The sequence below is a fragment of the Bifidobacterium merycicum DSM 6492 genome (genome assembly GCF_900129045.1).
Classification (GTDB): Bacteria; Actinomycetota; Actinomycetes; order Actinomycetales; family Bifidobacteriaceae; genus Bifidobacterium; species Bifidobacterium merycicum.
The window spans coordinates 98,270-120,298 of sequence record NZ_FQTX01000005.1; the positions used below are offsets into that span (position 1 = coordinate 98,270).

The 22,029-nt window shown below is 61.2% G+C and carries 17 protein-coding genes and 1 tRNA gene; 8 read left to right on the forward strand and 10 right to left on the reverse strand.

The window, feature by feature from the left end; all coding sequences use genetic code 11:
• Nucleotides 1-166: 166 nt before the first annotated feature.
• The 7 genes from pknB to BUB29_RS07880 all read right to left on the reverse strand — a co-directional run bounded on the left by pknB (nt 167) and on the right by BUB29_RS07880 (nt 9,047).
• Complete coding sequence (gene pknB / locus BUB29_RS07850) at nt 167-2,242, reverse strand: Stk1 family PASTA domain-containing Ser/Thr kinase (protein ID WP_073117622.1); 2,076 nt, start codon at nt 2,240-2,242, stop codon at nt 167-169.
• Nucleotides 2,239-3,195, reverse strand: coding sequence for a serine/threonine-protein kinase (locus BUB29_RS07855; protein WP_033522472.1), 957 nt, complete (start codon nt 3,193-3,195; stop codon nt 2,239-2,241). Before BUB29_RS07855 ends, pknB begins: the two co-directional genes overlap by 4 nt.
• Entirely contained in the window at nt 3,192-4,658 is a 1,467-nt protein-coding gene (locus BUB29_RS07860; protein WP_033522474.1) for a peptidoglycan D,D-transpeptidase FtsI family protein, read from the reverse strand. Before BUB29_RS07860 ends, BUB29_RS07855 begins: the two co-directional genes overlap by 4 nt.
• Nucleotides 4,655-6,082 (reverse strand): FtsW/RodA/SpoVE family cell cycle protein, encoded by a 1,428-nt coding sequence (locus tag BUB29_RS07865; RefSeq protein ID WP_033522476.1) that lies wholly within the window; start codon nt 6,080-6,082, stop codon nt 4,655-4,657. The genes BUB29_RS07860 and BUB29_RS07865 overlap by 4 nt, the downstream gene beginning before the upstream one ends.
• On the reverse strand, nt 6,079-7,701 hold the full coding sequence (locus BUB29_RS07870; protein ID WP_033522758.1) for a PP2C family protein-serine/threonine phosphatase: 1,623 nt from the start codon (nt 7,699-7,701) through the stop codon (nt 6,079-6,081). The genes BUB29_RS07865 and BUB29_RS07870 overlap by 4 nt, the downstream gene beginning before the upstream one ends.
• Nucleotides 7,702-7,787: 86 nt before the next feature.
• The gene (locus BUB29_RS07875; protein WP_033522479.1) at nt 7,788-8,321 is read right to left on the reverse strand and encodes an FHA domain-containing protein FhaB/FipA; all 534 of its coding nucleotides are present in this window, start codon (nt 8,319-8,321) and stop codon (nt 7,788-7,790) included.
• A gap of 24 nt (nt 8,322-8,345) precedes the next feature.
• The gene (locus BUB29_RS07880; RefSeq protein WP_033522481.1) at nt 8,346-9,047 is read right to left on the reverse strand and encodes an FhaA domain-containing protein; all 702 of its coding nucleotides are present in this window, start codon (nt 9,045-9,047) and stop codon (nt 8,346-8,348) included.
• Between the two features lie 254 nt (nt 9,048-9,301).
• Between BUB29_RS07880 and BUB29_RS07885 the strand changes: the two genes are divergently transcribed.
• The 7 genes from BUB29_RS07885 to BUB29_RS07915 all read left to right on the forward strand — a co-directional run bounded on the left by BUB29_RS07885 (nt 9,302) and on the right by BUB29_RS07915 (nt 17,304).
• Entirely contained in the window at nt 9,302-11,842 is a 2,541-nt protein-coding gene (locus BUB29_RS07885; protein ID WP_033522483.1) for a S9 family peptidase, read from the forward strand.
• A gap of 117 nt (nt 11,843-11,959) precedes the next feature.
• Nucleotides 11,960-13,021, forward strand: coding sequence for an alpha/beta fold hydrolase (locus BUB29_RS07890; protein WP_033522485.1), 1,062 nt, complete (start codon nt 11,960-11,962; stop codon nt 13,019-13,021).
• A gap of 33 nt (nt 13,022-13,054) precedes the next feature.
• Complete coding sequence (locus BUB29_RS10145) at nt 13,055-13,564, forward strand: hypothetical protein (RefSeq protein ID WP_051915234.1); 510 nt, start codon at nt 13,055-13,057, stop codon at nt 13,562-13,564.
• Nucleotides 13,509-14,342 (forward strand): hypothetical protein, encoded by an 834-nt coding sequence (locus BUB29_RS10150; RefSeq protein ID WP_051915236.1) that lies wholly within the window; start codon nt 13,509-13,511, stop codon nt 14,340-14,342. The genes BUB29_RS10145 and BUB29_RS10150 overlap by 56 nt, the downstream gene beginning before the upstream one ends.
• Nucleotides 14,330-15,301 carry a X2-like carbohydrate binding domain-containing protein gene (locus tag BUB29_RS10155; RefSeq protein ID WP_234945714.1) on the forward strand — a complete coding sequence of 324 codons (972 nt, stop codon included), beginning with the start codon at nt 14,330-14,332 and terminating at the stop codon, nt 15,299-15,301. Before BUB29_RS10150 ends, BUB29_RS10155 begins: the two co-directional genes overlap by 13 nt.
• Before the next feature lie 349 nt (nt 15,302-15,650).
• The gene (locus BUB29_RS07910; protein ID WP_051915288.1) at nt 15,651-16,505 is read left to right on the forward strand and encodes a DMT family transporter; all 855 of its coding nucleotides are present in this window, start codon (nt 15,651-15,653) and stop codon (nt 16,503-16,505) included.
• 337 nt (nt 16,506-16,842) lie between these two features.
• Complete coding sequence (locus tag BUB29_RS07915) at nt 16,843-17,304, forward strand: Hsp20/alpha crystallin family protein (RefSeq protein ID WP_033522487.1); 462 nt, start codon at nt 16,843-16,845, stop codon at nt 17,302-17,304.
• Between the two features lie 384 nt (nt 17,305-17,688).
• On the opposite strand, the gene BUB29_RS07920 is transcribed toward BUB29_RS07915, so the two are convergent.
• From BUB29_RS07920 to tgt, 3 genes are all read right to left on the reverse strand, one after another.
• Nucleotides 17,689-17,771: transfer RNA gene (locus tag BUB29_RS07920), tRNA-Leu, on the reverse strand.
• Nucleotides 17,772-18,002: 231 nt separating this feature from the next.
• Entirely contained in the window at nt 18,003-18,251 is a 249-nt protein-coding gene (locus tag BUB29_RS07925) for a hypothetical protein (protein WP_033522489.1), read from the reverse strand.
• A 60-nt stretch (nt 18,252-18,311) separates the two neighbouring features.
• Entirely contained in the window at nt 18,312-19,613 is a 1,302-nt protein-coding gene (tgt, locus tag BUB29_RS07930) for a tRNA guanosine(34) transglycosylase Tgt (RefSeq protein ID WP_033522491.1), read from the reverse strand.
• A gap of 305 nt (nt 19,614-19,918) precedes the next feature.
• Here tgt and BUB29_RS07935 point away from each other — a divergent pair, with 305 nt between their 5' ends.
• Entirely contained in the window at nt 19,919-21,814 is a 1,896-nt protein-coding gene (locus tag BUB29_RS07935; protein ID WP_033522493.1) for a S1C family serine protease, read from the forward strand.
• The last annotated feature ends 215 nt before the right edge of the window (nt 21,815-22,029 follow it).

Below are 22,029 nucleotides of genomic sequence, written 5' to 3' on the forward strand. Positions count from 1 at the left end.
CCGCGCGCTTTTGCAACGTGCCGTAAAGGCACCGTACGCGGCCGTTGACGGCATAGACATGGAAAAACCGGTTGCCGCCCGTTCTTTCGCGAAAGAACGGGCGGCAACCGGTTTTGGGAATGCCGGGATAATCCGGGCTTGAGCGGTCCGCGTGAACCGCCCGGCATCAGTGATTATCGGACGAACCGTTACCGCTGCTGCTCGTGGCGCCGCCGCTGCCGCCGCTGCCGCCGCTGCCGCCGGAAGAGGCGGAATCCTGCGTGGTCAGCGTGATGATCGCGCCCTTATCGGCATTACCGCCGGCGGGATTCTGGCTGATCACCTTATCGTTCTCGCCCGTGGAACCCTGCTGCTTCACCGTGAAGCCCAACGATTCCAGCACCTGCTTGGCGCTCGCGAACGACTGCCCGGTCACATCGGGCACCGTGACCTGTGGCGTGGGCTCCTTGCCCTTGGACACCGTGATGGTGATCGTGGAACGCTGCGCCACGGACGTGCCGGAAGCGGGGTTCGTGCTGACAACCATGCCCTCGGCCACCGAATCCGAATACGTTTCCTCGGTGACGATGCTGAACTGCAGATCCTGCAGGGACTTGATGACGGCATCCTTGGTCTGGCCGGCCAGACCGTCCGGCACCTTGGTCATGCCGGAGGAGACGAACATCAGAATCGACGTGCCCTTGGGCTGCGAGGTACCGGCGGCCGGGTCGGTACGGGTGACCCTATCCTTGTCGACCGTGGCGCTGTCCTCCGAATTCACGCTCGTCTGCACCTTGAAACCGGCGGCTTCGAGCTTGGTCCTCGCCTCGCTCTGCGACATGCCCTTCACGTCGGGGATCTGCGCGTTCTGCGGTCCGGCGGAGAACCACACCTTGACCACGGAACCCTTCTTGGCCTTCACGCCGCCGGCCGGATCCTGCTTGGTGAACGTGCCCGCGGGTTCGGTCGAATCGTTGTCCGTCATGGCCTTGAACTCGAATCCGGCCGCTTCGATGGCGGCTTCCGCGCGATCCTTGGTCATGGACGAGGTGATGGTCGGTACGGTGACCATCTGCTCCGTCTTCGACTTGCTTGGATTCAGCAGGAACCACGCGCCGGCAATCACGCACAGCAGCACGATCACGCCGATCACCGAGCCGATGATGATCTGCTTCCTGCGCTTGGCTTTGGCGGCCTGCGCACGCTGCGCCGCACGGGTCTGCGACAGCACGTTCGAAGCGGGGACCTGATGGAACTGGCCGGTCACCGGATTGAACGCCTGCGTCGTCTGACCCGTCTCGTTCGGGCCCATGGCGGCGGTGGCGGCATCCTGCTCGGCCTGCTTGCGCGCCTTCATATTGGTCAGATCGGTGAGTGGGTTGAACGCGGCCGCAACCGGTTCGCCGCCGTTCATAAAGGTGAGGATATCCTGCTTGAACTCGGTGGCCGTGGCATAGCGGTTCTGACGATCCTTGGCCATGGCCTTGGCGCAGATGGAATCCCACATCTTCGGCAGACCGGGCACCACGGCGCTCGGCGGCGTCGCCACCTCGGACACATGCTGGTAGGCGATGGCGACCGCGGAATCACCGGTGAACGGCGGCTTGCCGGTCAGCATCTCATACAACACGCAACCCGCGGAATACAGGTCGGAACGCATGTCCACGGTCTCGCCGCGGGCCTGCTCGGGGGAGAGGTACTGCGCGGTTCCCACCACGCCCTGCGACTGGGTCATGGTGGCGACGGAATCATCCAACGCGCGGGCGATGCCGAAATCCATCACCTTCACGGCACCCTGATCGGAGATCATGATGTTCGCGGGCTTGATATCGCGGTGGATCACACCCATGCGGTGCGAATACTCCAACGCGCTCAGCATGCCCAGCATCACCTGCGCGGCGTCGCGCTGCGACAGCGGGCCGTTCACATGGATGATGTCACGCAGGGTCTGACCCTTCACATACTCCATCACCAAGTACGGCAGCCGTTCGGACTGGCCGTTCTCGTCGGTGACTATCTCCTCGCCGGAATCGTAGATGTTCACGATATTCGCGTTGTTCATCTGGGCGACGGAATGCGCTTCACGGCGGAAGCGCGTCAGGAAGATCTCATCGTTCGCCAGATCGGCGCGCATAATCTTAATGGCGATCGTGCGGCCGAGACGGGTGTCAAGGCCGACATGCACTTCGGCCATGCCTCCGCGTCCGATGAGTTGACCGATCTGGTAGCGGCCGTTGGACAAAGAAGAGGGCATGTTGCTCATTGCTGCTCCTTCCAATGATTATGCGTAAAAGAGACGGGAGGTGTGAACGACAGGTGCGGTGTGCTGGAGATTCTGCGCGGCATGCGTCCGGAGACGATGGTCGCCTCGTTGAGTTCGGTCTGCTGGTCGAGCAGACGGCGTTCGATGCGTGCCAGCGTGCGCGAAACCACCAGCGCGTCGGCGGGACGATCACGCGGATCCTTGGCGAGCATCGACATGATGAACTCCCGCAACTGGAAGTCGACGGAGTCGGGCAACGGCGGCACGGTGTCGTTGACGTGCGCGGCGGCGATGTCGACCGGCGTGGCACCCGTGAACGGCCTGTGCCCGGCGACACCCTCATAGGCGACCACGCCCAGCGAGTAGATGTCGGATCGCGGCGTGGCCTGCTCGCCCTGCGCCTGTTCCGGCGAAATGTACTGGGCGGTGCCCACCACCATGCCGTCCTGGGTGATCTGCTCCTGATTGGTGGAGTAGCTCACGCCGAAATCCGTGATCTTGACGTCGCCGTTATCCGAAACCATGATGTTCGCCGGCTTCACGTCACGGTGCACGACGCCATGGCTGTGCGCCACGAACAGGCCGCGTGCCGTCTGGATGAGGATCGGCAGCAGCTGCAACGGATCCATACCGCCCGGATACTCGTGGTACAGATCAGCCAGCGACTTCGACGGCACATATTCCATAATGAGGAAGCCGATGCCGTCATGCTCGTAGTATTCGAACAGCGCGGCGATATTCGGATGCGCAAGATTCGCGGAATTATGCGCTTCCGCACGCAGACGGCGCAGTTTGGCCTCGCCGCTGGTCAGATCGGAACGCAACGCCTTGATGGCCACGGGCCGGTTCAGCTGGATATCCCAGCCTTTCCACACTTCACCCATACCGCCTTGCGCGAGTCTGGAATCGAGGCGGTATCGGCCGTGAATGAGTCGTCCCTCAACGAGTTTCATTGCTGCATCGCCTCCTGGATCATGGAACGGAACACCGGGCCTGCGGCTTCGACACCGTACCCGGTCGTGTTGTGCACCACCACTGCGACCGCGATCTTCGGATCGTCCGCGGGCGCGAAGCCCATCACCCAACCGTCGATGGAACTGTTGCCGACGCCGATCTGCGCGGTACCGGTTTTCGCGGCCACGCTGATGCCATCGGGGGCCAACGACGGTGAATCCTTCGTGACCACCGACTTCATCATGGTGGTGAGCTTGCTTGCGGTGCTGGAACTGAATGCGGTGCTCATCACGGAGGATTTCGTCTCGCTGAGCATGGAAAGGTCGCTGGCGCGCACGCGATCCACCAGCGTCGGATGCATGAGCTTGCCGCCATTGGCGATGGCGGCGGCGATCATCGCGTTCTGCAACGGCGTTTCGGTGACGTCACCCTGGCCGATGGAAGCCAACGCGAGCTTGTCTTCGGTCATGGAGGACGGGAACACCGAGGCCGTGGCCTTCATCGGGGTGCCGGTGGAGCTGGTGCCGTCGACGACGATCGAACTGCCGAATCCGAGCTTGGTGGCCTGCTTGGCGATCGCATCCTGGCCGAGGGTCACGCCCAGCTGCGCGAACGCCGTATTGGAGGAATACGCGAGGGCATCCTCAAGCGTGATCTTGCCGTTGGTGCCATTGGCCTGCCATTCGACGTTGGTCAGCTGCGTGACGGTGCCGGGCAGCGTATAGCTGGCGCCTGCGGGAATCTCGGTGGACGTGTCGTATTTGCCGCTTTCCAGCGCCGCCGCGGCCACCACGGTTTTGAACGTCGATCCAGGGGGGAACAGCTGACTGGTTACGTTGTTCACCATCGGGCTGGACGCGGATTGGGTGAGCCGGGCATAGTTCTCGTTCAACGTCTTGCCGTTATGCGAAGTCAGTTCGTTCGGATCGTAGCTCGGAGTGGACACCATGGCCAGGATGCGGCCGGTTTTCACTTCGATGGCCACGGCCGCTCCGGACTGCGAGCCCAAAGCCTGATAGGCGACGTTCTGCAGCTTCGAATTGATCGAGGTCTCGATGGTCGCGCCCTTGGTGTCCGAACCGGTGAGCACCGACTTGATGCGCTGCCAGAACAGCGAATCGGATTCGCCGGACAGCAGCGAGTTGCGCGACGCTTCGATGCCGCGGTCGGCACGCTGGCTGATGGAGAAATAGCCGGTCACCGGCGCGTACAGCATGCCGTTGGGGTAGGAGCGTTGGAATTTGAACGCGTCGTTCGTCGCATCGGATTTAGCCATGATTGTGCCGTCGGAGGCGAGAATGAACCCGCGCTGCGTGCCGTACTCGTGGTACAGCGCGCGCGTGTTGCGCGGATCGGAATTCAGCTCGTTGGCGCGGATCGCGGTGATAATCGACGAGGAAAGCCCCAGGATGGTGAACAATACGATTACCGCGACGAACAATTGGCGCAGCATCTTGTTCATGATTGAGCACCTCCCCTTGCCCTGCGTGCGCTTCTCGAAGCCTGCTCGGCCTCGCGTTCCTTCAGCTCGCGGTCGCGCAGCGCGGCCAGCGCCTCATGCTGGAACGTTTCGGACAGTGTTTCCGGGGCCGGCTTGTTCGCGGCGTTCGAAATGATGATGAGCAGCGTCGCCAGCAGATAGTTGGCGACCATCGACGAGCCGCCGGCCGCCATATACGGCAGGGTCAGGCCGGTCAACGGGATTACCAGCGTGATGCCGCCGACCACGGTGAACACCTGGAACGCCATGGTGAACACCAGTCCGGCCGACAGCAGTTTGCCGAACCCGTCCTTGACCTTCATCGCGGTGATGAAACCGGAGGCGATGATGATGATGTACAGCAGCAGGATGCCGAAGCAGCCGACCAGCCCGAACTCCTCGCCGAGCGAGGCGTAGATGTAATCGGAATTGGCGAACGGCGTGAGATACGGGTGCCCCTGCCCGAGCCCGGTGCCGAACAGGCCGCCGGACGCCAAGCCGAACAGGCCGGTGACGATCTGGTAGGAACCGCCCACGGCACGGTTGTACAACGTGTCGCTGAACGGGTGGAGCCACGCTTCGATACGTGCGCCGACATGGCTGAAGATCGACGATGCGGCCACCGCGCCGACGGCGAAGGCGATGCCGCCGATCACAATCCAGCTCGCGCGCCCGGTGGCCACGTACAGCATGGAGACGAACATGGCGAAGAACATGAGCGAGGTACCCAGATCATGCTGCAGCACGAGCACGCCCATCGACGCGATCCATACGATGATGATCGGGCCGAGATCGCGGATGCGCGGCAGTTGCAGGCCCAGAACCTTCCTGCCTCCGACCGCGAGCTGGTCGCGATGGTCGAACAGGTACGCCGCGAAGAAGAACGCGAGGAAGAGTTTGGCGAATTCGCCCGGCTGCAGCGAGCCGAGACCGGGGATGCGGATCCAGATGCGTGCGCCGTTGATGTTCTGGCCGATCACGGGCAGCATGGGGGAGAGCAGCAGCGCCAAGCCCACCACCATACTGACGTAGGAGAAACGGCGCAGGATGCGGTAGTCGTGCATCGCGACCACGAGGATTGAACACAGCACGATCGCGATGCAGATGAAGGTCAGCTGACGTATGGCGACTTCGGTGTTGTGTGCGTAGTCGATGCGTGCGATCATCACCGTGCCCAGGCCGGTCAACAGCAGCACGCATGGCTGGATCACCTGACTGGCGTACGGCAGGAAATGCAGTACCAGCGTCCAGTAGATGAGTGACAGCGCGACGACCAGACCGAGCATGACCGCGTAATCCGTGGGGATCGTGCCGGTGGTGCGGGCGAACAGTTGGAAGAACGCGGCGCCGCAGATGAGGAAGGAGAGCAGCAGCAGCGAAAGCTGACGAAGACGAAGCGCTATCATGACTGGTCCTCGCTCTTCCCGGAATCGTTGGAACTACTGGTCTTCGTGTCCTTCGAATCCTTGGTCGTGCTCTTCGAGTCCGACGTGCTCTTCGTACCCGTCGTGCTCTTCGAGGAGGACGAGGAATCCTTGGTCGAACCGGTGGTGTCGGAATCCTTGGATTTCTGCAGCTTGCGGTTCTCGTTCTGCAGGTACTTGACGTGCGCCCGCGCCTCTTCGATATTGTCGCGGGTGATGCCCTCGCCGAGCTCGTCACGCCAGGTCTGCGGCAGATCGCTGGTGTTCAACGAGGTGCGTTCCACCTCATGCGACAGCTTGATACCGAAGATGTTCGTGGGAACGCCTTGGAAAATCGCGACCTTGCCGTCGGCATCGCCCACATAGTAGCGGGTCTGGCTCCAACGGTAGGTGGCGTAGCCGGCGCCGCCGCCGACGAGCAGCAATGCGAGCACTGCGATGAGCACGATGATGCGTACGTTGCGCTTGTGCTTGTGCGCGGTCTTGCGGTCCTTCTCCTGCTTGACCTCGATGGCCTTGGCCACCTGCGGGTCGTTGGGATCGGACGACAACGCGCCATCCGCCTTCTGCACGATGGGAATCTCACCCGTATCGGGCGTCGACAGCGTGCTCTCCTCCTCGCGTGCCGCGGAAGGATGGGCGAGCTTCGGCTTGTCCTCCTCATCGTCCTTGCGGGGATTGGCGGATTGCATGAGCGCCGCCGCACGCTGGGCGGGCGAACCTTCGTCGCGCAATGCCGGTGCGGCCGCCACGGATTCGTTGACGATATCGGCGATGGGTTCGAGGCTGGAGCTTGCCGCGCCGCCCACGAGCGGCGTCTGATGCGGCAGGTCGAAGGCGTGCACGTCGAGCGCCAACGTGGCGTCCGCGATCACCGCCGTGACGTTGTCGGTGCTTCCCGCACGCAACGCCATGCTCACCAGATGCTGCGCGCAGTCGGTGAGATTCGACATGGACATCATGGTTTCGGCGATGGTGGAATTCTCCAGCACGCCGCACAAGCCGTCCGAGCAGAGCAGCCAACGGTCCGCGGGATGCGCCTTGAGCACCGCGATGTCGGGATGCGGGTCGATGTCGAAATCGCCGAGCACGCGCATCACCACGTTGCGCTGCGGATGGTTCTTCGCCTCCTGCTCGGTGATACGGCCCGTATTGATCAGATGCTGGACGTAACTGTGGTCCTGGGAGACCTGGCAGAGCGCCCCGTCGCGCAGCAGATACGCGCGGGAGTCGCCGATATGCGCCAGAACCCAGTAGTCGTCCACCAGCGCGACGGCGGTCACCGTCGTGCCCATGCCGGAAAGCTTGCGCTCATGCCGCGCCTTGCCGACGATGGCGTCATGCGCGGCCATCACGGATGTCTCCATCATCGTCGCGATCGTCGAAACGTCTTTCTCATGATCGTCGCGTTCGATGTGCGCAAGCGAGCGGATGGCGATCGTGGATGCCGTATCGCCGCCGGCGTGGCCGCCCATGCCGTCGCAGATGGCCACGAGATGTTCGCCCGCGAATGAGGAATCCTGATTGTTCGCACGCACCGTTCCCACGTCGGACACGGTGGTGGAGTACAGGAACAGCTGGTTATGGGATGGCTGAGGCACTTGGGCCGTTTGCGTCTGGGCTGTTTGAGCGGCCTGTGCCGCCTGCTGCAATGGCAGGGTCTGCTGAGGATCGTCGATCATGCGCATCACCTCAGTTCAAACGTGGTGGCGCCGATGCGCACGGGCATGCGCGCCGGAAGGATCGTCGGCACGACGAGACGCTGGTCGTTGACGATGGTGCCGTTGGTGGACCCCAGATCCTCGATGGCCCACTGGCCGGACGCGGGGTCACGGTAGACACGGGCATGATGCGAGGAGACGAACTCGTCATCCAGCACCACGGTGTTCGATGCGGAACGACCCATGGTGATTTCACCGCCGCTTAAGGGGATGGAGGATCCGGCCAGCGGTCCGTCGATGATCACCAGCAGGGTCGGCCCGGCGTTCTGTGCGGGCGCATTGGCGGTGGGAGCGTTGGATTGCCGCGGCTCCGCCACGGTATTGGGCATGGGTGCGGATGTCGCCTGATGCGCACGGCGCTTCCTGCGTCGGCGCGAGCGGGAGGGGCGCGGGCTGAACGATTCGATGTCCTTGCGCAGGGATCGCACGGCGAGCCATGCGAACACCCATAACAGGATCAGGAAACCGTATTTCAGCAGCGCAAACGTAAGTTCAGTCATACTAGGGCCTTGACGCCGACGGCATCACTCCTGTTCCTGGGACGAAGCCCAGTAAAGGATGCGGGTACGGCCGATGGTGATGGTATTGCCATCCAGCAGCGTGGCGGCGGGAACCTGATGACCTTCGACGTACGTACCGTTGGTGGAGCCCAGATCGCGGGCGATGACACCGTTGGGCGTGATATCGATTTCCAGATGCTTGCGGGAGATGCCCGGATCGTCGATGACGATGTCGCAGCCGGAGCCGCGACCCAGAACCGTCTTCTCCTTGGTGAGCAGGTACTGGCTGCCGTTGATCTCCAGCAGCGGGCAATCCTGGCTCTGTTCGTCAGTGGTGACGGGAACGGCGTTGCCCTGCACGGATGCTGCGGTGAGCTTGAAACTTCCCTTGGCGAGATCGAGATCCTCCTCGAAAATCACCACAACAGGACCCACGAATGCATAATGCTGGCTGCGCGCATAATTGGTGAGGTTATCGGCAAGCTCATCTGCGAGCGTTTCGCTGCCCCACTGTTCGATATGGTCGAAGTCGGGTGTACTCAGCTTAAAGCGATACTCATTCGGGGCGACTGTACGGTCGCGGCCCACGGGCATGGCCTCGTTGTCAATCTCACGTTCCAGTGCGCTGGATAGGTCCACAGGTTGCAGGTCTTTGGAGCCGAACTTCGAGAACACTCCATTCACTGCGCCTTCCACGCTTTTCTCAAAACGGTCGAGAACGCTCATAGTCATCCCTTTCTATATCTTTCACCAGTGTACGCAATGGGCGCAACAGGTGCTAATCAATACGTTGAGGAATTGTGATTTTTTGCCGATGATTCGGTGGATTCCATGCTTGAAACGTTGCAGGCAGTCCGGGGATCGGGGAAGAACAGGCAGTCGTGGCCGACCTGGCGAAAAGAGCGGAAAATAGCCGTTTCTCTTCGGGAAATGCGGGTGTTTCGCACGATAGGAGAGACCTGATAGGTAAGGTGGGGGTTATGAATGAGCAAGCGATTGACGAATACCCCCGTTTGAAGGCCCGCACCCTGCGTTTCACCTGCGGCGCCCCGCGTTCCGCGCAGGCGATAGGCGACGGTACGCGCGCCCTGTTCCTCCGTTCGGATGGGCCGGAAGACACCGTAACCAGCCTATGGATGAGCTGGTTTGACGATGCGGGTCAGCATCACGAGACGCTGATCGCCGACCCGCGTGTGCTGCTGGGCTCCAACGCAGACAGCGAGAACGTGCCAGCTGAGGAACGCGCCCGCAGGGAGCGTGCGCGTGAAGGCGGCTCCGGCATCGTCAGCTATTCGGTGGACGAGACGGGTTCACGCGTGGTGTTCACACTGAACGGCCGCCTGTTCCTGGCTGAACTGGGCAATGTATGTAGCGCGGATAGCGCAGACAATGCGGGCGACGGCAAAGCCTCGGTGCGCGAACTGTGTGCCGGGCGTCTGAGCGTCGAAGCCGGCACCGCACCCGTGCTCAACCCACGCATCAGCCCAGACGGCGAGCACGTGCTCTACACCACCGGCGAACGACTGCAACTGGTAAGCATCCGCGAATGGAAGGATGCCGACAACGGCGAAGCCGACGGCAACGTCACCCTGCTGACCGCCAGCGTCGAAGCGGACGATGACGATGACAACGACGATACCGTATTGTCTGATTCGGCCGAATCGGACAACCAGGGTGCGCAAACCGGCACGCACGAAGTCGCCAACACCTGGAAAGTCGGACTCGCCGAATTCGTAGCCGGAGAGGAAATGGACCGATACGACGGCTTCTGGTGGGGGCCGGATTCGCGCCAGATCATCGTCGAATCCTTCGACACCGCGCCCGAACCGATGTGGTACATCAGCGACCCCGCCAACCCAGGCAATCCAGCATCCGGACGCCGCTACCCGCGCGCACTGACCGCCAACGCCGACGTACACCTCGACCTGCTGCGGCTCGACTTCGACGATCAGGGCCGTCACTCCATCGTTGCATTCCACGAAATCGAATGGGACCGCGAAGCCTACGAGTACGTGGCGCGCGTGGTATGGCAGAAGAACCGCTGCCCGCTGCTGCTCGTGCAAAACAGGCGCCAGAACCACGATCAGGTACTTGCCGTAGACGACAACGGCGCAACCTACCTGCTGGAAGAACATGCGAACGGCCAGTGGATCGACATCGTCGACGGACTGCCCGCACTCACCGACGACGGGCGACTCGTATGCGCGCTGAACGACATGGAAGCGAACACGAATCGACTGACCGTGGACGGCAAAGCCTTCACCCCGGTCGGATGGAACGTGCGCAGCGTGCTGGACGTGACCGATGGCGACGTGCTGTGCGTGGTGCAGCGTGATCCGGAGCTCGCGCCCGACGTGCCGGAAGCATGGCAGGAGACCGCGGAACTGCATGACGCCCGATGCCATGATGTGGTCAGCATCGACTACAACGGCAACGTGCAACCCCTGGTGGGCGAACCCGGCGTATGGACCGCGTCACGCGGCATGCGCGGCGAAGTGGTCAGCGGCGGCATGATGGGCACGAATGCGACCAGCATGATCCACGTGGCGCACCTGCCCGCAGCCCAAATGTCCGATTCTGGAGAATCGGATACCCAGACATCCCCCCAAGACTCCCAGATGTCCGATTCTCCCGAAAAGGACATCCCTACGCCATCCAATGTTGCTCAGATGACCGATTCGGCCGAATCGGACACTCGGGATGTGGCGGCAGTGATCACCAGCAACGCCGCCGACCCAGGGTTCCTCCCCAACACCAGCTTCGCCACCCTGCCCGGCGAGCATCATCTGCTTGCCGCCATCACCATGCCAAGCGAAGCCAGCCCCTACGCGCATGCAGCCACCCTGCCCGTTCTGGTCAAACCGTATGGCGGCCCCGGCTTCCAGCAGGTCGTGTTCCGTTCATCCTTCTACTGGGACGCGCAATGGTGGGCCGATCAAGGCTATATCGTATTGACTGCGGACGGTCGCGGCACCACCGGTCGAGGCCCCAAGTGGGATCGTGAGATGTTTGAGGATATGAAGGGCGTCTCGCTCGCCGACCAGATCGAAGCGGTGAAGGCGCTGCCGCAGCTGGATTGGGAGAACGGCCCCAAGCCCGACCTTGACAAGGTGGCGATTATCGGCTGGAGCTTCGGCGGATTCCTCTCCGCGCTCGCGGTCCTCGACGCGCCCAACGTGTTCCATGCCGCCTGCGCCGGCGCCCCGCCCACCGACTGGACTCTGTACGATACCCACTACACGGAACGCTACCTGGGGCTCGATCCGGCCGTCTACGAACGCAACTCCATCATCGCCGACGCGCTGCGCCTCACCCGCCCGCTCATGCTTATCCACGGTTTTGCGGACGACAACGTCACCATCGCACACAGCCTGCGGTTGAGTCAGGCGCTGATGGCGGCCGGTCGCGAGCACACGTTCCTGCCGCTCACCGGCATCACGCATATGACCAACGACGAAACCGTGGCGGAGAACCTGCTGTTGCTGCAACGCGATTTTCTACGCAAGGCGCTCGCTGACTGATTCGACGAATGGCTGCGGGCTGGCTGTGGGCTGGTTTATGAATCGGACTGGTGAACCGGATTGCAGGCCGGCCTGCTGGCTGAGTGTGAGTCGGCCGGCGACTGATGGGAGACGATTATGGAAGTGACCCTGCTCAAGGAGAACGATTACGCCGAAACCATGGCGAATACCGTCAAGCCGGCGCTTAAGGCATGTCTGACCGAAGGGCGTTTCGACCCCTCGCCCGCTGAACGCGGCGTGGGGATCAGGCCGTTGGGTGGGACCTTACACTATCTCGCCTATGATGCCGCAAAGTTCGACGCGGAAAACAATCAGGGCGCTTCCGCCGGATTCCGCGGTTGCATCGTGTTGAGCCACGGGTTCACCGAGTTCGCCGAAAAATACGATGAAATGGTCTGGTATTTCCTGCTTGCCGGGTATTCAGTGTGTGCGATCGATCATCGTGGGCATGGCGCCTCCGCGCGCGACACGGATGACCGGTGCAACGTGTGGATCGACGATTGGCGCAGGTATGCGGCCGATCTTGCGGGATTCGCCGAAACCGTGGGGCAGGAATACGCGAACGGCCAGCCGTTGTACCTGTACTGCCATTCGATGGGCGGCGGCATCAGCGCTGCGGTGCTCGAACAGCATCCCGCTTTGTTCGACAAGGCGGTGCTTTCTTCGCCGATGATCGCCCCGCAGACCGGCATGCCGCTGTGGCTGGCCCGGCCGCTGGTCGGTGCGCTATGCGGCTTGGGGTTGGGGCGCAGGCCTGTATTCGGCAAGAAGGATTTTGATCCGTCCGCGCCTCTTGACCTTGATGAAAACCCGGGTGCCAGCGAGCCGCGTGAACGCTATTTCCACCGGTTGCGGTGCAACAATGTGGCGTACCAGACCTATAAGCCCGCATTCCAGTGGGTGCGTCAGGCGTTGAAGCTCAGTCGTGCCATACTTGCGCCAAATGCGTGCGGCAGTATCGAAACGCCGATCCTGCTGTTTCAATCCGGGCGTGACGTGTGGGTGCTCAACGAGCCGCAGGACAGGTTCGTCGAGCGTGTGCGCGCGGGTGGAAGCCCGATCGAAAAAGTCCGGTACGACGATTCGCTTCATGAGATCTTCTCCATGCCGAACGCGATACTCGGACCTTACGTTGAGCGGATTCTTGATTTTTTCGATACTCCGGCACCAAGCCTGTAGCAGGGATTGGGGCAGTCTCGGCGGGCCAGCAAGATGGGCGCCACCTACAGCAAACTCAAGGCGGCACTTGATGTGGCGTTCAATGGTGAACTGTTCCTCGACAACGGCGAGAATCGCAGTCTGCTGCTGAAGATCAACACCGCTACCGGCGAAGTCAAGATCGTGGCCATGCCGGTGCAGAAATCCTTGGGCGACGACGTCAATGTGAACGGGTATCGTGCGGCCATCGAATTCCACGACAAGCTGTATTTCTCCGCGGCCGCCACCGGCAAACCGTACCTGTTGGAGGTCGATCCGGCAACCGACGCGACCAAGATCGTCTACCAGTCCTCGCCACTGTCTCCGGCAGCCCAGAAGAAGGGCTACTCGGTCGGCATTCGCGGTCTTGCGGTGTTGGGCAACCAGCTTGTCGCCAGCATGATCGGCGATGACGGGGCTTACATCGTAGCCTCCTCGGATCCTTGCCCAAGGCAAGGATTCGTTCAAGGTGATCGCCACGCAGAAGGATCTGCTCGACTATCCGGCATGCAGCTACGCCGATAGCGTCTTCGGCGGTGCGATCTGGGACATGACCGCATTCAATGGGAAACTGTACATTTCCGTTGTCACCGGCCGCGCGGGCACCAAGCAGTCGTTCGCGCTGTTCCGCGGCGAGCAGGCCAACGACGGCAGCTGGAAGTACACGCCGCTGGTAGGCAGCCCGAAGGACGGCGCCCGCTACGACTATGGTTTTGGTGCCACCCGTTCCGGTGCGGCCAATCTGGTGGTGTATAAGAACCATCTGTATATCGGAGGTTATAACGATCCGATGGTGGTTTTGCCGGATGCGCTCAACGGCAAGTTCGAAAACCTGTACAACGACATGGCCAACCCGGTCAACCTGTGGCGTATGGATGCGGACGAGAACTTCGAACTCGTGGCAGGCGAAGATAACAATAAGTACTTCGGCAATCCGATCGGCACCATCGACGGTGAGTCCATGCGGGCCGGTCTTGCCCCGGAAAGCGATACGAGCCGTCACCTCAACCAGTACGTATGGCGTATGCAGTCGTATGACGGCAAGATGTATGCCGGCACCTTCGACATCAGCGACCTGTCCTACCCGGTGACCCAATTCGCCAACGGCGACATCCTCCACCGCACTCCGGAGCAGTGGAAGAAGCAGATCGAATACATCAAGAAGTTCCTTGAGGAGATCAAGGGCGACGGTTCCTCATCCGCGAACGCCTCTGCGGATGCCAAGGCCGGCATTGCCCGCAAAGCGCCGAATCCGACGCCTCCAATGGCGAGATCGCCAAGCTGGAGCGGATGGAATCCCTGAGGGGCTCCATGCAGGAGGATCTGAACGCCAAGCAGACCGACGCGAATGCCGATGGCATCGCCACGCTCTCCGCAGACAGCTATACGCTCGAAGACCGCATCCGATTCCAGACCATGCTTGAGGAACTGTTCAAGATCTACGAGTCCATCAAGCCCATGCTGCCGGATTCCGTCACCAGCGAGCTTGACAAATGGCTCAACCAGGAGAACGTCGACAACTTCGGCTACTTCGTGAACGTGTGCAAATACCTGCGTTCCGCAACGTCCGACAAGCGCGGCTGCGACCTGGTCGTCACCGCTGACGGCGTGAACTTCCAGACCATCACCCGCAACGGTTTCGGCGATAACAACAACCATGGTCTGCGCGTCTTTGCCGTGACCAATTCCGGGTTGAGCGTCGGCACCGCCAATCCGTACCACGGCACGCAGATCTGGAATCTGAACGACGGTACGACGGTGACTAGCGCCACGCTGAGCGCCGGCAATGCGTTCACCTACGATAAGTACGATGCTGCGGCCAAGCGGCAGAATAGCGCCGGTCTGAACGTCGGCATCAACTTCAACGGCAACACCGTAAGCGATGTGCAATATGACTACGCGTCGCTCACCGCAGGCAAGGATTACGTTGTGAACGCGGATGGATCCGGCATCAGCCTGACCAGCACGTTCCTCAATGCGCAGAAGACCGGAAGCGCAGGCTCTGTGACCGTCTTCTTCAACCGTGGTGCACGCGTGAAGTTCACGGTGACGATTACAGACGGCACGCCATCCACGCCACAGCCGTCGCCGAGCCCGGCAGCGCCAAGCAAGCCGGCGGCCGACAAGGCAGACAAGACCAGCGCCGGCAAGACCGACGGCACTACTGCCAACACCGGTTCCGCCGTATTCGGTGTGGCGTTTGCCGCTGCAGTACTGGTACTTGCGGCTGGCGTAATGCTGAAGCTGCGTCGCCGTGACTGACGCAGCGTTTTAGCGCCGAAAGGTTTGCGAGCGCGTGTTTCGGGCGCACGTCGGGAGGATTTCCGGCGTGCGCCTTTTCCATGGTCGTGGTGCTTGTAGCCGTGGTGCTTGTAGCCGTGGTGCTTGTGATGATGACCCGATCATGCCGCTTGCGATGTTTCACACAATGTTTCACGTGGTGCTGGGTTGGGACGGTCAACGGCAGACCATACGTCATAACCGCACAATGCCAGCCCTGCGAGCACAGTTCTGTATCAGTGCCATACTTGGCACTGTGAACAGGAGCAAGAAGACAGGAACATCACGCATCATCTCGTTCAGCAGCGACGCCAAATCCATATTGGTCGGCATGGCTCTGGTGCTGATCGGCGGGGCAATGTGGGGGTGCAACGCCACAGTATCGAAACTGCTGATGAGCAATTACAGCGTGGACCCGCTGTGGCTGGCCTGCATACGTGAATTCTTCGCCGGACTCCTCTTTCTTATCGCAGGCGGCATCATGAGTCCAAACAAACTCGTCGGCGCAGCCAAAGACGTGCCATCCTACCCTAAATACCTTGCGCTCGCACTATGCTGCGTGCTCGTCGGGCAAGTCTCATATTTGCAATCCATCAACTGGACCAACTCCGGCACCGCGACCATTCTGCAAAGCCTGAACTTGCTGGTGGTACTTGCTTGGGTGTGCATCATGAGCCATCGCATGCCCCGCAAACGCGAGACAATCGGCGTGGCGCTCGCTTTCATCGGCACCGTACTCATCGCCACCGGCGGCAACCTATCCACCCTGGCATTGCCGCCGCAAGGCCTGACATGGGGATTGGCCAATGCCATCGCCACATCGGCACTATCGATCATGCCCACCGCAATGATCGCCAAATGGGGCAATTTCGTGACCAACGGCATCATGTTCCTGATCTCCGGACTGGTGCTATGCCCCTTCGTGCAACCATGGGCGCACCTGCCGAAATTCGACGTGGCAAGCGTTTCGATGCTGCTGTTCACCGTGGTTCTGGGAACGTTCGGCGCATACGCGCTGTTTATGGCGGGCGTGATGCGCATCGGCTCGATTCGCGCGACCATGCTCGGCACCATCGAACCGGTGCTGGCGACAGTGACCGCAGTGCTGTTCACCGGTGTGGTGTTCGGCACTGCCGACCTGGTGGGCTTTGCGCTGATCATCATTATGGTCTTCCTCGTGCGCTGAGGCACACTCCGCGCCAACACGCACCTTGGGTGTCCGATTCTGGTGAATATGCCACTTGTGGTGTGTGCGTGTGCCCTCAGAGTGCCCGTTTCTCCCGAATCGGACACACATGTACGCCTCGCGCGACCGGTGCCGTCCGCATGTTCACTCTGGGTAAAACTGTGGAATGACAGTCGCCCGAATCAGTTGGGTGAAGTGGAAGGTCAAGATCAGGAGCCCGTGAGAGGTTCCGGATACGGCAACGAACCCGGCCACCGGCGTATTTGAGAATGCGCCGCGACGATACCACAGACCGGCTGCCCAACCGCATCGACTCCAATCCAAAGGAGTACCGATTATGGCAATGTTTCCGGCTTTGATGAATGACACGATGTTTTCCGACCTGTTCGACGACCCGTTCTTCGAGGGTTGGCGCAACATGGAGAACGTCGGCACTCGCGAATCGAACATGTCGATGGGCATGATGAGCACCGACGTGCGTGAATCCGACAAGGGCTACATGGTCGACATCGACATGCCTGGCTTCAAGAAGGAAGATATTTCCCTGGAGCTGCAGAACGGTTACCTGACCGTTTCCGCTCATCGCGACAGCTCGCATGATGACAAGGCCGAGGATGGCAAGTGGCTGCGTCGTGAACGTTACGTCGGCTCCTGCTCGCGTAGCTTCTATGTTGGCGAGGATATGAAGGACTCCGACATCCACGCCAGCTACAAGGACGGTACGCTGTGCCTTGAACTGCCGAAGCCGCAGGCGCAGCAGCAGGTTGAGACGAAGCATCGCATTGCCATCGAAGGCTGACGTCGGAGGCTGACTGGCGTATAGTCCACATCCGTATTCCAGCGGTAGCACAAGCGGGGACCCCTACTGTAGGGGTCCCCGCTTGCGTATGTATGCACCGCGCGTTCGCATATCGCATGTCGTATGAGCGCACCTGTCCGGACAAAGGCGTCCGGATGTCCCTTTCTCCCGAATCGGACATACGCGGTAAGAATTACGCACCATGGATGTCCTTTTCTGGTGAATCGGACGTTTGTGGTGCGGGATAGCGATAGGTGGTTGGCGAAGTCTGGGTTTCGTTGGGCTCAGAGGACGGTCCGGGGTTGTGATGAGGTCTGATGCTGTGCACTGAAAATGTAGGAATACGAAAAAACCGGAACCCGAAGGCTCCGGTTTTCTTTTTCGTGCGAGCGGGGGGAGTTGAACCCCCACGAGCATACACTCACTGCCACCTGAAGACAGCGCGTCTACCATTCCGCCACGCTCGCAGACAATCGACTAATTTACACCTATCATTCCGATACTGCAATTACGGCGTGTCGCAATGGTTACGGTGTCTGATTCACCCGAATCGGACAGTCTGAGGCATTCGGATGATGCGTGCGTGACCGATTCTCCCGAATCGGACACTCGGGCGAGTGGAAGATGTGCTGCTAGTGACCGATTCTGGAGAATCGGACAAATAGACATGCGAATACGCGGCTGCGAATAGGCGTGAATCAAGGCAGCATCAAATCGGTGCCGCCGAGAAAACGGTAGCCGACGTCAGCCAACAATCGGGTTTTCGCAAAATGTAAGCCCAGGAGCGCGGCTTGCACCCCGTCGATGCCGTAAATGACATGCTCCCAGACGGTCTGCCCAGAGGCGTCTTCCAGACGAACGTTCACACTCCAAGCGTCTTCGTCGATTTGCGGTTCGGAAACCGACAACACCCGATCTCCGCCTTCGTGTTGGAATTGTCGCTGCATGCTCGTCTTATCAAATGCGCGTATCTTCGATTGCGGGTTGTTCGCTCTTCGGTCTTTGCCTCAGCCCTTGGAACCGTTCTCGTAGAACTTCGCGAGCGTCTCGTCGCGGAATTCCTCGAAGTAGCCGCCGTCGATCGAGGCGCGGATGTCGTCGAGCAGCTTCACGAAGAACCGCTCGTTGTGGATCGTGGCCAGCGTGAATCCGTTGAATTCGCGGGCGCGCAGCAGATGCGTCACGTGCGCTCGCGTGTAATGCGTGCACGTGTAGCAGTCGCAGCCTTCCTCAAGCGGACCGAAGTCGAACTTGAACTGCGCACGCTTGATGTTGTAGCGCCCGTGACGTGTGAAGATCGCGCCGTTACGCCCGCAGCGTGCCGGGGCCACGCAGTCGAAGGTGTCGCCGCCGTTCTCCACGCAGGCGAAGATGTCGTCCACCGCTGCGATGCCGAGTACGTGACGCGGCCGGTTTTCCGGCATTTCGTCGCAGATCCACGCGCAGGTGTCGCCGATGATGCGTTTTTCGATCGCGCCGCCGATGCCCACGCCGTCGAAGTCCAGCGAGGCGATCTGTGCGGCCGCATGCCGGCGCAGATCCTCGTAGTTCGCGCCCTGCACCACGCCGTAGAGCGCCTGGTATGGCTTGCCGAGGCGTTCTTCGGTGAGCCGCTTGTGCTCGGCCACGCAGCGCTGGGCCCAACGGTAGGTGCGTTCCACGGACTGTTCCTGGTAACCGCGCGTGTTCATCAGCGTGGTGAGTTCGTCGAAGGCGAACATGATGTCCGCGCCGAGCTTGTGTTGGATGCCCATGGAGATTTCGGCGGAGAAACGATGCTGGTCACCGTTGAGCGGCGATTTGAACGTCACGCCTTCCTCATCCACCCAAGCCATGCGCTCCTTGCCTTTGGCGATCACATCATCCGACTTCATGCCGGAAATATCCATGGCAAGCGTCTTCTTGAAGCCCACGCCCAACGACATCACCTGGAAGCCGCCCGAATCGGTGAACGTCGGGCCATCCCAGTTCATGAATTTCGCCAGTCCGCCGGCTGCGTCAAGCACATCCTCCCCCGGGCGTTCGAACAGGTGGAACGCGTTGGCGAGCAGGCATTGCGCTCCCAGATCGCGCATTTGTTCGGGCAGGACGGCTTTCATGGAGGCCTGGGTGCCGACCGGCACGAAGGCGGGTGTGCGGATGTCGCCGTGCGGGGTGTGGATGATGCCGGTGCGCCCGTAACGTGCACCGTCGCGTCCTTTGCCGTCTGCCGCGTTGGGCAGGCGGGTGATGGTTTCGAAGGAGAATGCGCTGCGGTCGCCGGGCTTGCCGGGTTCCGCGCCCAAAGGATGTTCCACGAGATCAGTCATGCGTTTCACTTTAGGCGAATGGGCGAAACATTGGTGCGCTCGCGGGGTCGAGGACTTGTCGGTCGAGCTGTGGAACGGCGTGTGATGGGCTGATTTCCAAGGTTTTCGGGATGCGGTTGCGCGTTTGGAGGATACCGTTGCGATGGTCATAGGATACCGGCCGAGTTTTCGAACGTGGTTTACAACAAACGTTCAGGAAACATCCAGAACAGGTATCTTTACTCTTAGGTAGCAAACGCGTTGGCGATGAAGCTGCTGAAGGTCAGCAGCGGCCAATCGCATCGTCAACCTTCTAAGGAGCGAACATGGCTGAAGAGCAGAACTCCCCGAACATGCAGGATGATCCTCAGGCCACGCAGCACATCGAACCTGCGGAGCCAACGCACGACGACGTATCCGCCGCACGTACCGAACCCATCGCGCCGGTGAGAGAGCCGGAAGGCGATATCGCACAGACGAAGACTTTCGAATCCGCGACCGAACCGGTTGCCGAGCCCGCCGCCGAATCCGCAGCCCCTGGCGCCGCACCGGCGCAGGGAACGTCCGAGCAGCCTGCAGCCCCGGCATACGGCCAGTACCGCCCGGCTCCGGAATATGGTGCCTATGGTCCCGTCCCGGCTCAGCCGGCTCAGCCGAACCAACCTCAAAACGCGCCGACCCAGCCGATCCAGCAGGGTCAGCCCATGCAGCAGAACCCGAACAACGGCAATCCTTTCGGTATGCCGAACCCGTTCGCCGCGCGTTCCAGCCAGCAGCAGGGCAATCAGGGCCAGCCCAACCATCAGATACCGAACGGCCAGCCCACACAGCGCTTCGGCATCTTCGGCAGCCCGATTCCCCCGCAGAACGGCCAGAACCAGAACGGCCAGCCGAACATGCCCGACCAGCCCGGCCAGCAGCCCAACGGCAAGAAGAACAACTCCACCACGACCACCGTACTCACCGCGGTCATCGCGGCGGCCCTGTCCGCAGCCTTGTGCCTCGGCCTCGGCTATGCGGCGATCACCAGCGGCGCGGTGAAAGTGCCGACAACCAGCTCCATGGCGAACATCAACTCCAGCGAATCCGGCTCTGGCTCCGCCACCGCGAAGACCGGTGAAGCGCCCGACTGGCAGGCCGTCGCCAAGGAAGTCTCCGGTTCCGTGGTGGCCATCCAAGCCACGCTGAGCAACGGTGTGGCCAAGGGTTCCGGCGCGATCCTTGACACTGCGGGCAACATCGTCACCAACAACCACGTGATCTCCGGCGCGCAGAAGATCCTCGTCACGCTGAGCAACGGCCAGATGTACTCCGCCAACGTCGTGGGCACCGACACCACCACCGATCTGGCGGTCATCAAGCTGGAGAACCCGCCGAGCGACCTGAAGGCCGTGAAATTCGCCAACTCCGACAAGCTCGCCGTGGGTGAGAACGTGATGGCCGTCGGCAACCCGTTGGGCTACGACGACACGGCCACCACCGGCATCGTTTCCGCGCTGAACCGCCCGGTCACCGTGATGGACGACGATAACAACAACATTGTCACCAATGCCGTGCAGATCGACGCGGCCGTCAACCCCGGCAACTCCGGCGGTCCGACCTTCAACGCGGCCGGCGAGGTGATCGGCATCAACTCCTCCATCGCGACCGCAGGCTCCTCCGACTCGTCCGGCTCCGGCTCCATCGGCATTGGCTTCGCCATCCCCTCAAACCTGGTGAAGCGCGTGGCGGACGAGATCGTCAAGGACGGTTCCGTCAAGCATGTGGCGCTCGGCGTCACCGTGAAAACCGATACAGTCGAAGCGGATGGCGTGACCCGCGCCGGCGCCCGCATCACCTCCAGCGCCACCGGCAACGCCGTGGTCAAGGGCGGTCCCGCCGATAAGGCCGGCCTCAAGTCCGGCGACACCATTGTGGCCTTCGATGGTCATGCGGTGAACAGCACGGCATCCCTGCTTGGCTTCGTCCGTGCCACCGCACTCGGCGACAAGGCGACGCTCACCATCGTGCGCGACGGCAAGACCATGGACGTTGACGTCACGCTTGACCAGCAGGAAGACAAGGTCAACGGTTTCAACCGCACCGAATCCAACAGCCAGAGGAACCAGGGCCAGAACAATCAGAACAATCAGGACGATCAGAACCAGTACCAGGACGGCGACGGTTCCGACGGCTCGGACGGTTCCAACGGTTCCAACGGATTCCCGTTCAACCTGTGGTGAACACGCTAGCCTGACAGGCCCGTGAAGACTCGGCCCGTCAAGCCTGCGAAAAGCTTGCAAGAGAGCCGGAAAAGAGCCTGAAGCATCCATCGCACGCGCCCCGCACGACTTCCTCGGAAGTTGCGCGGGGCGCGTCGCGTTGGTACTCTGAGACGAACACAACCGAAAAATAATTGAAGAACAACTGAAGAACAACTGAATATGGCAATCTTTAC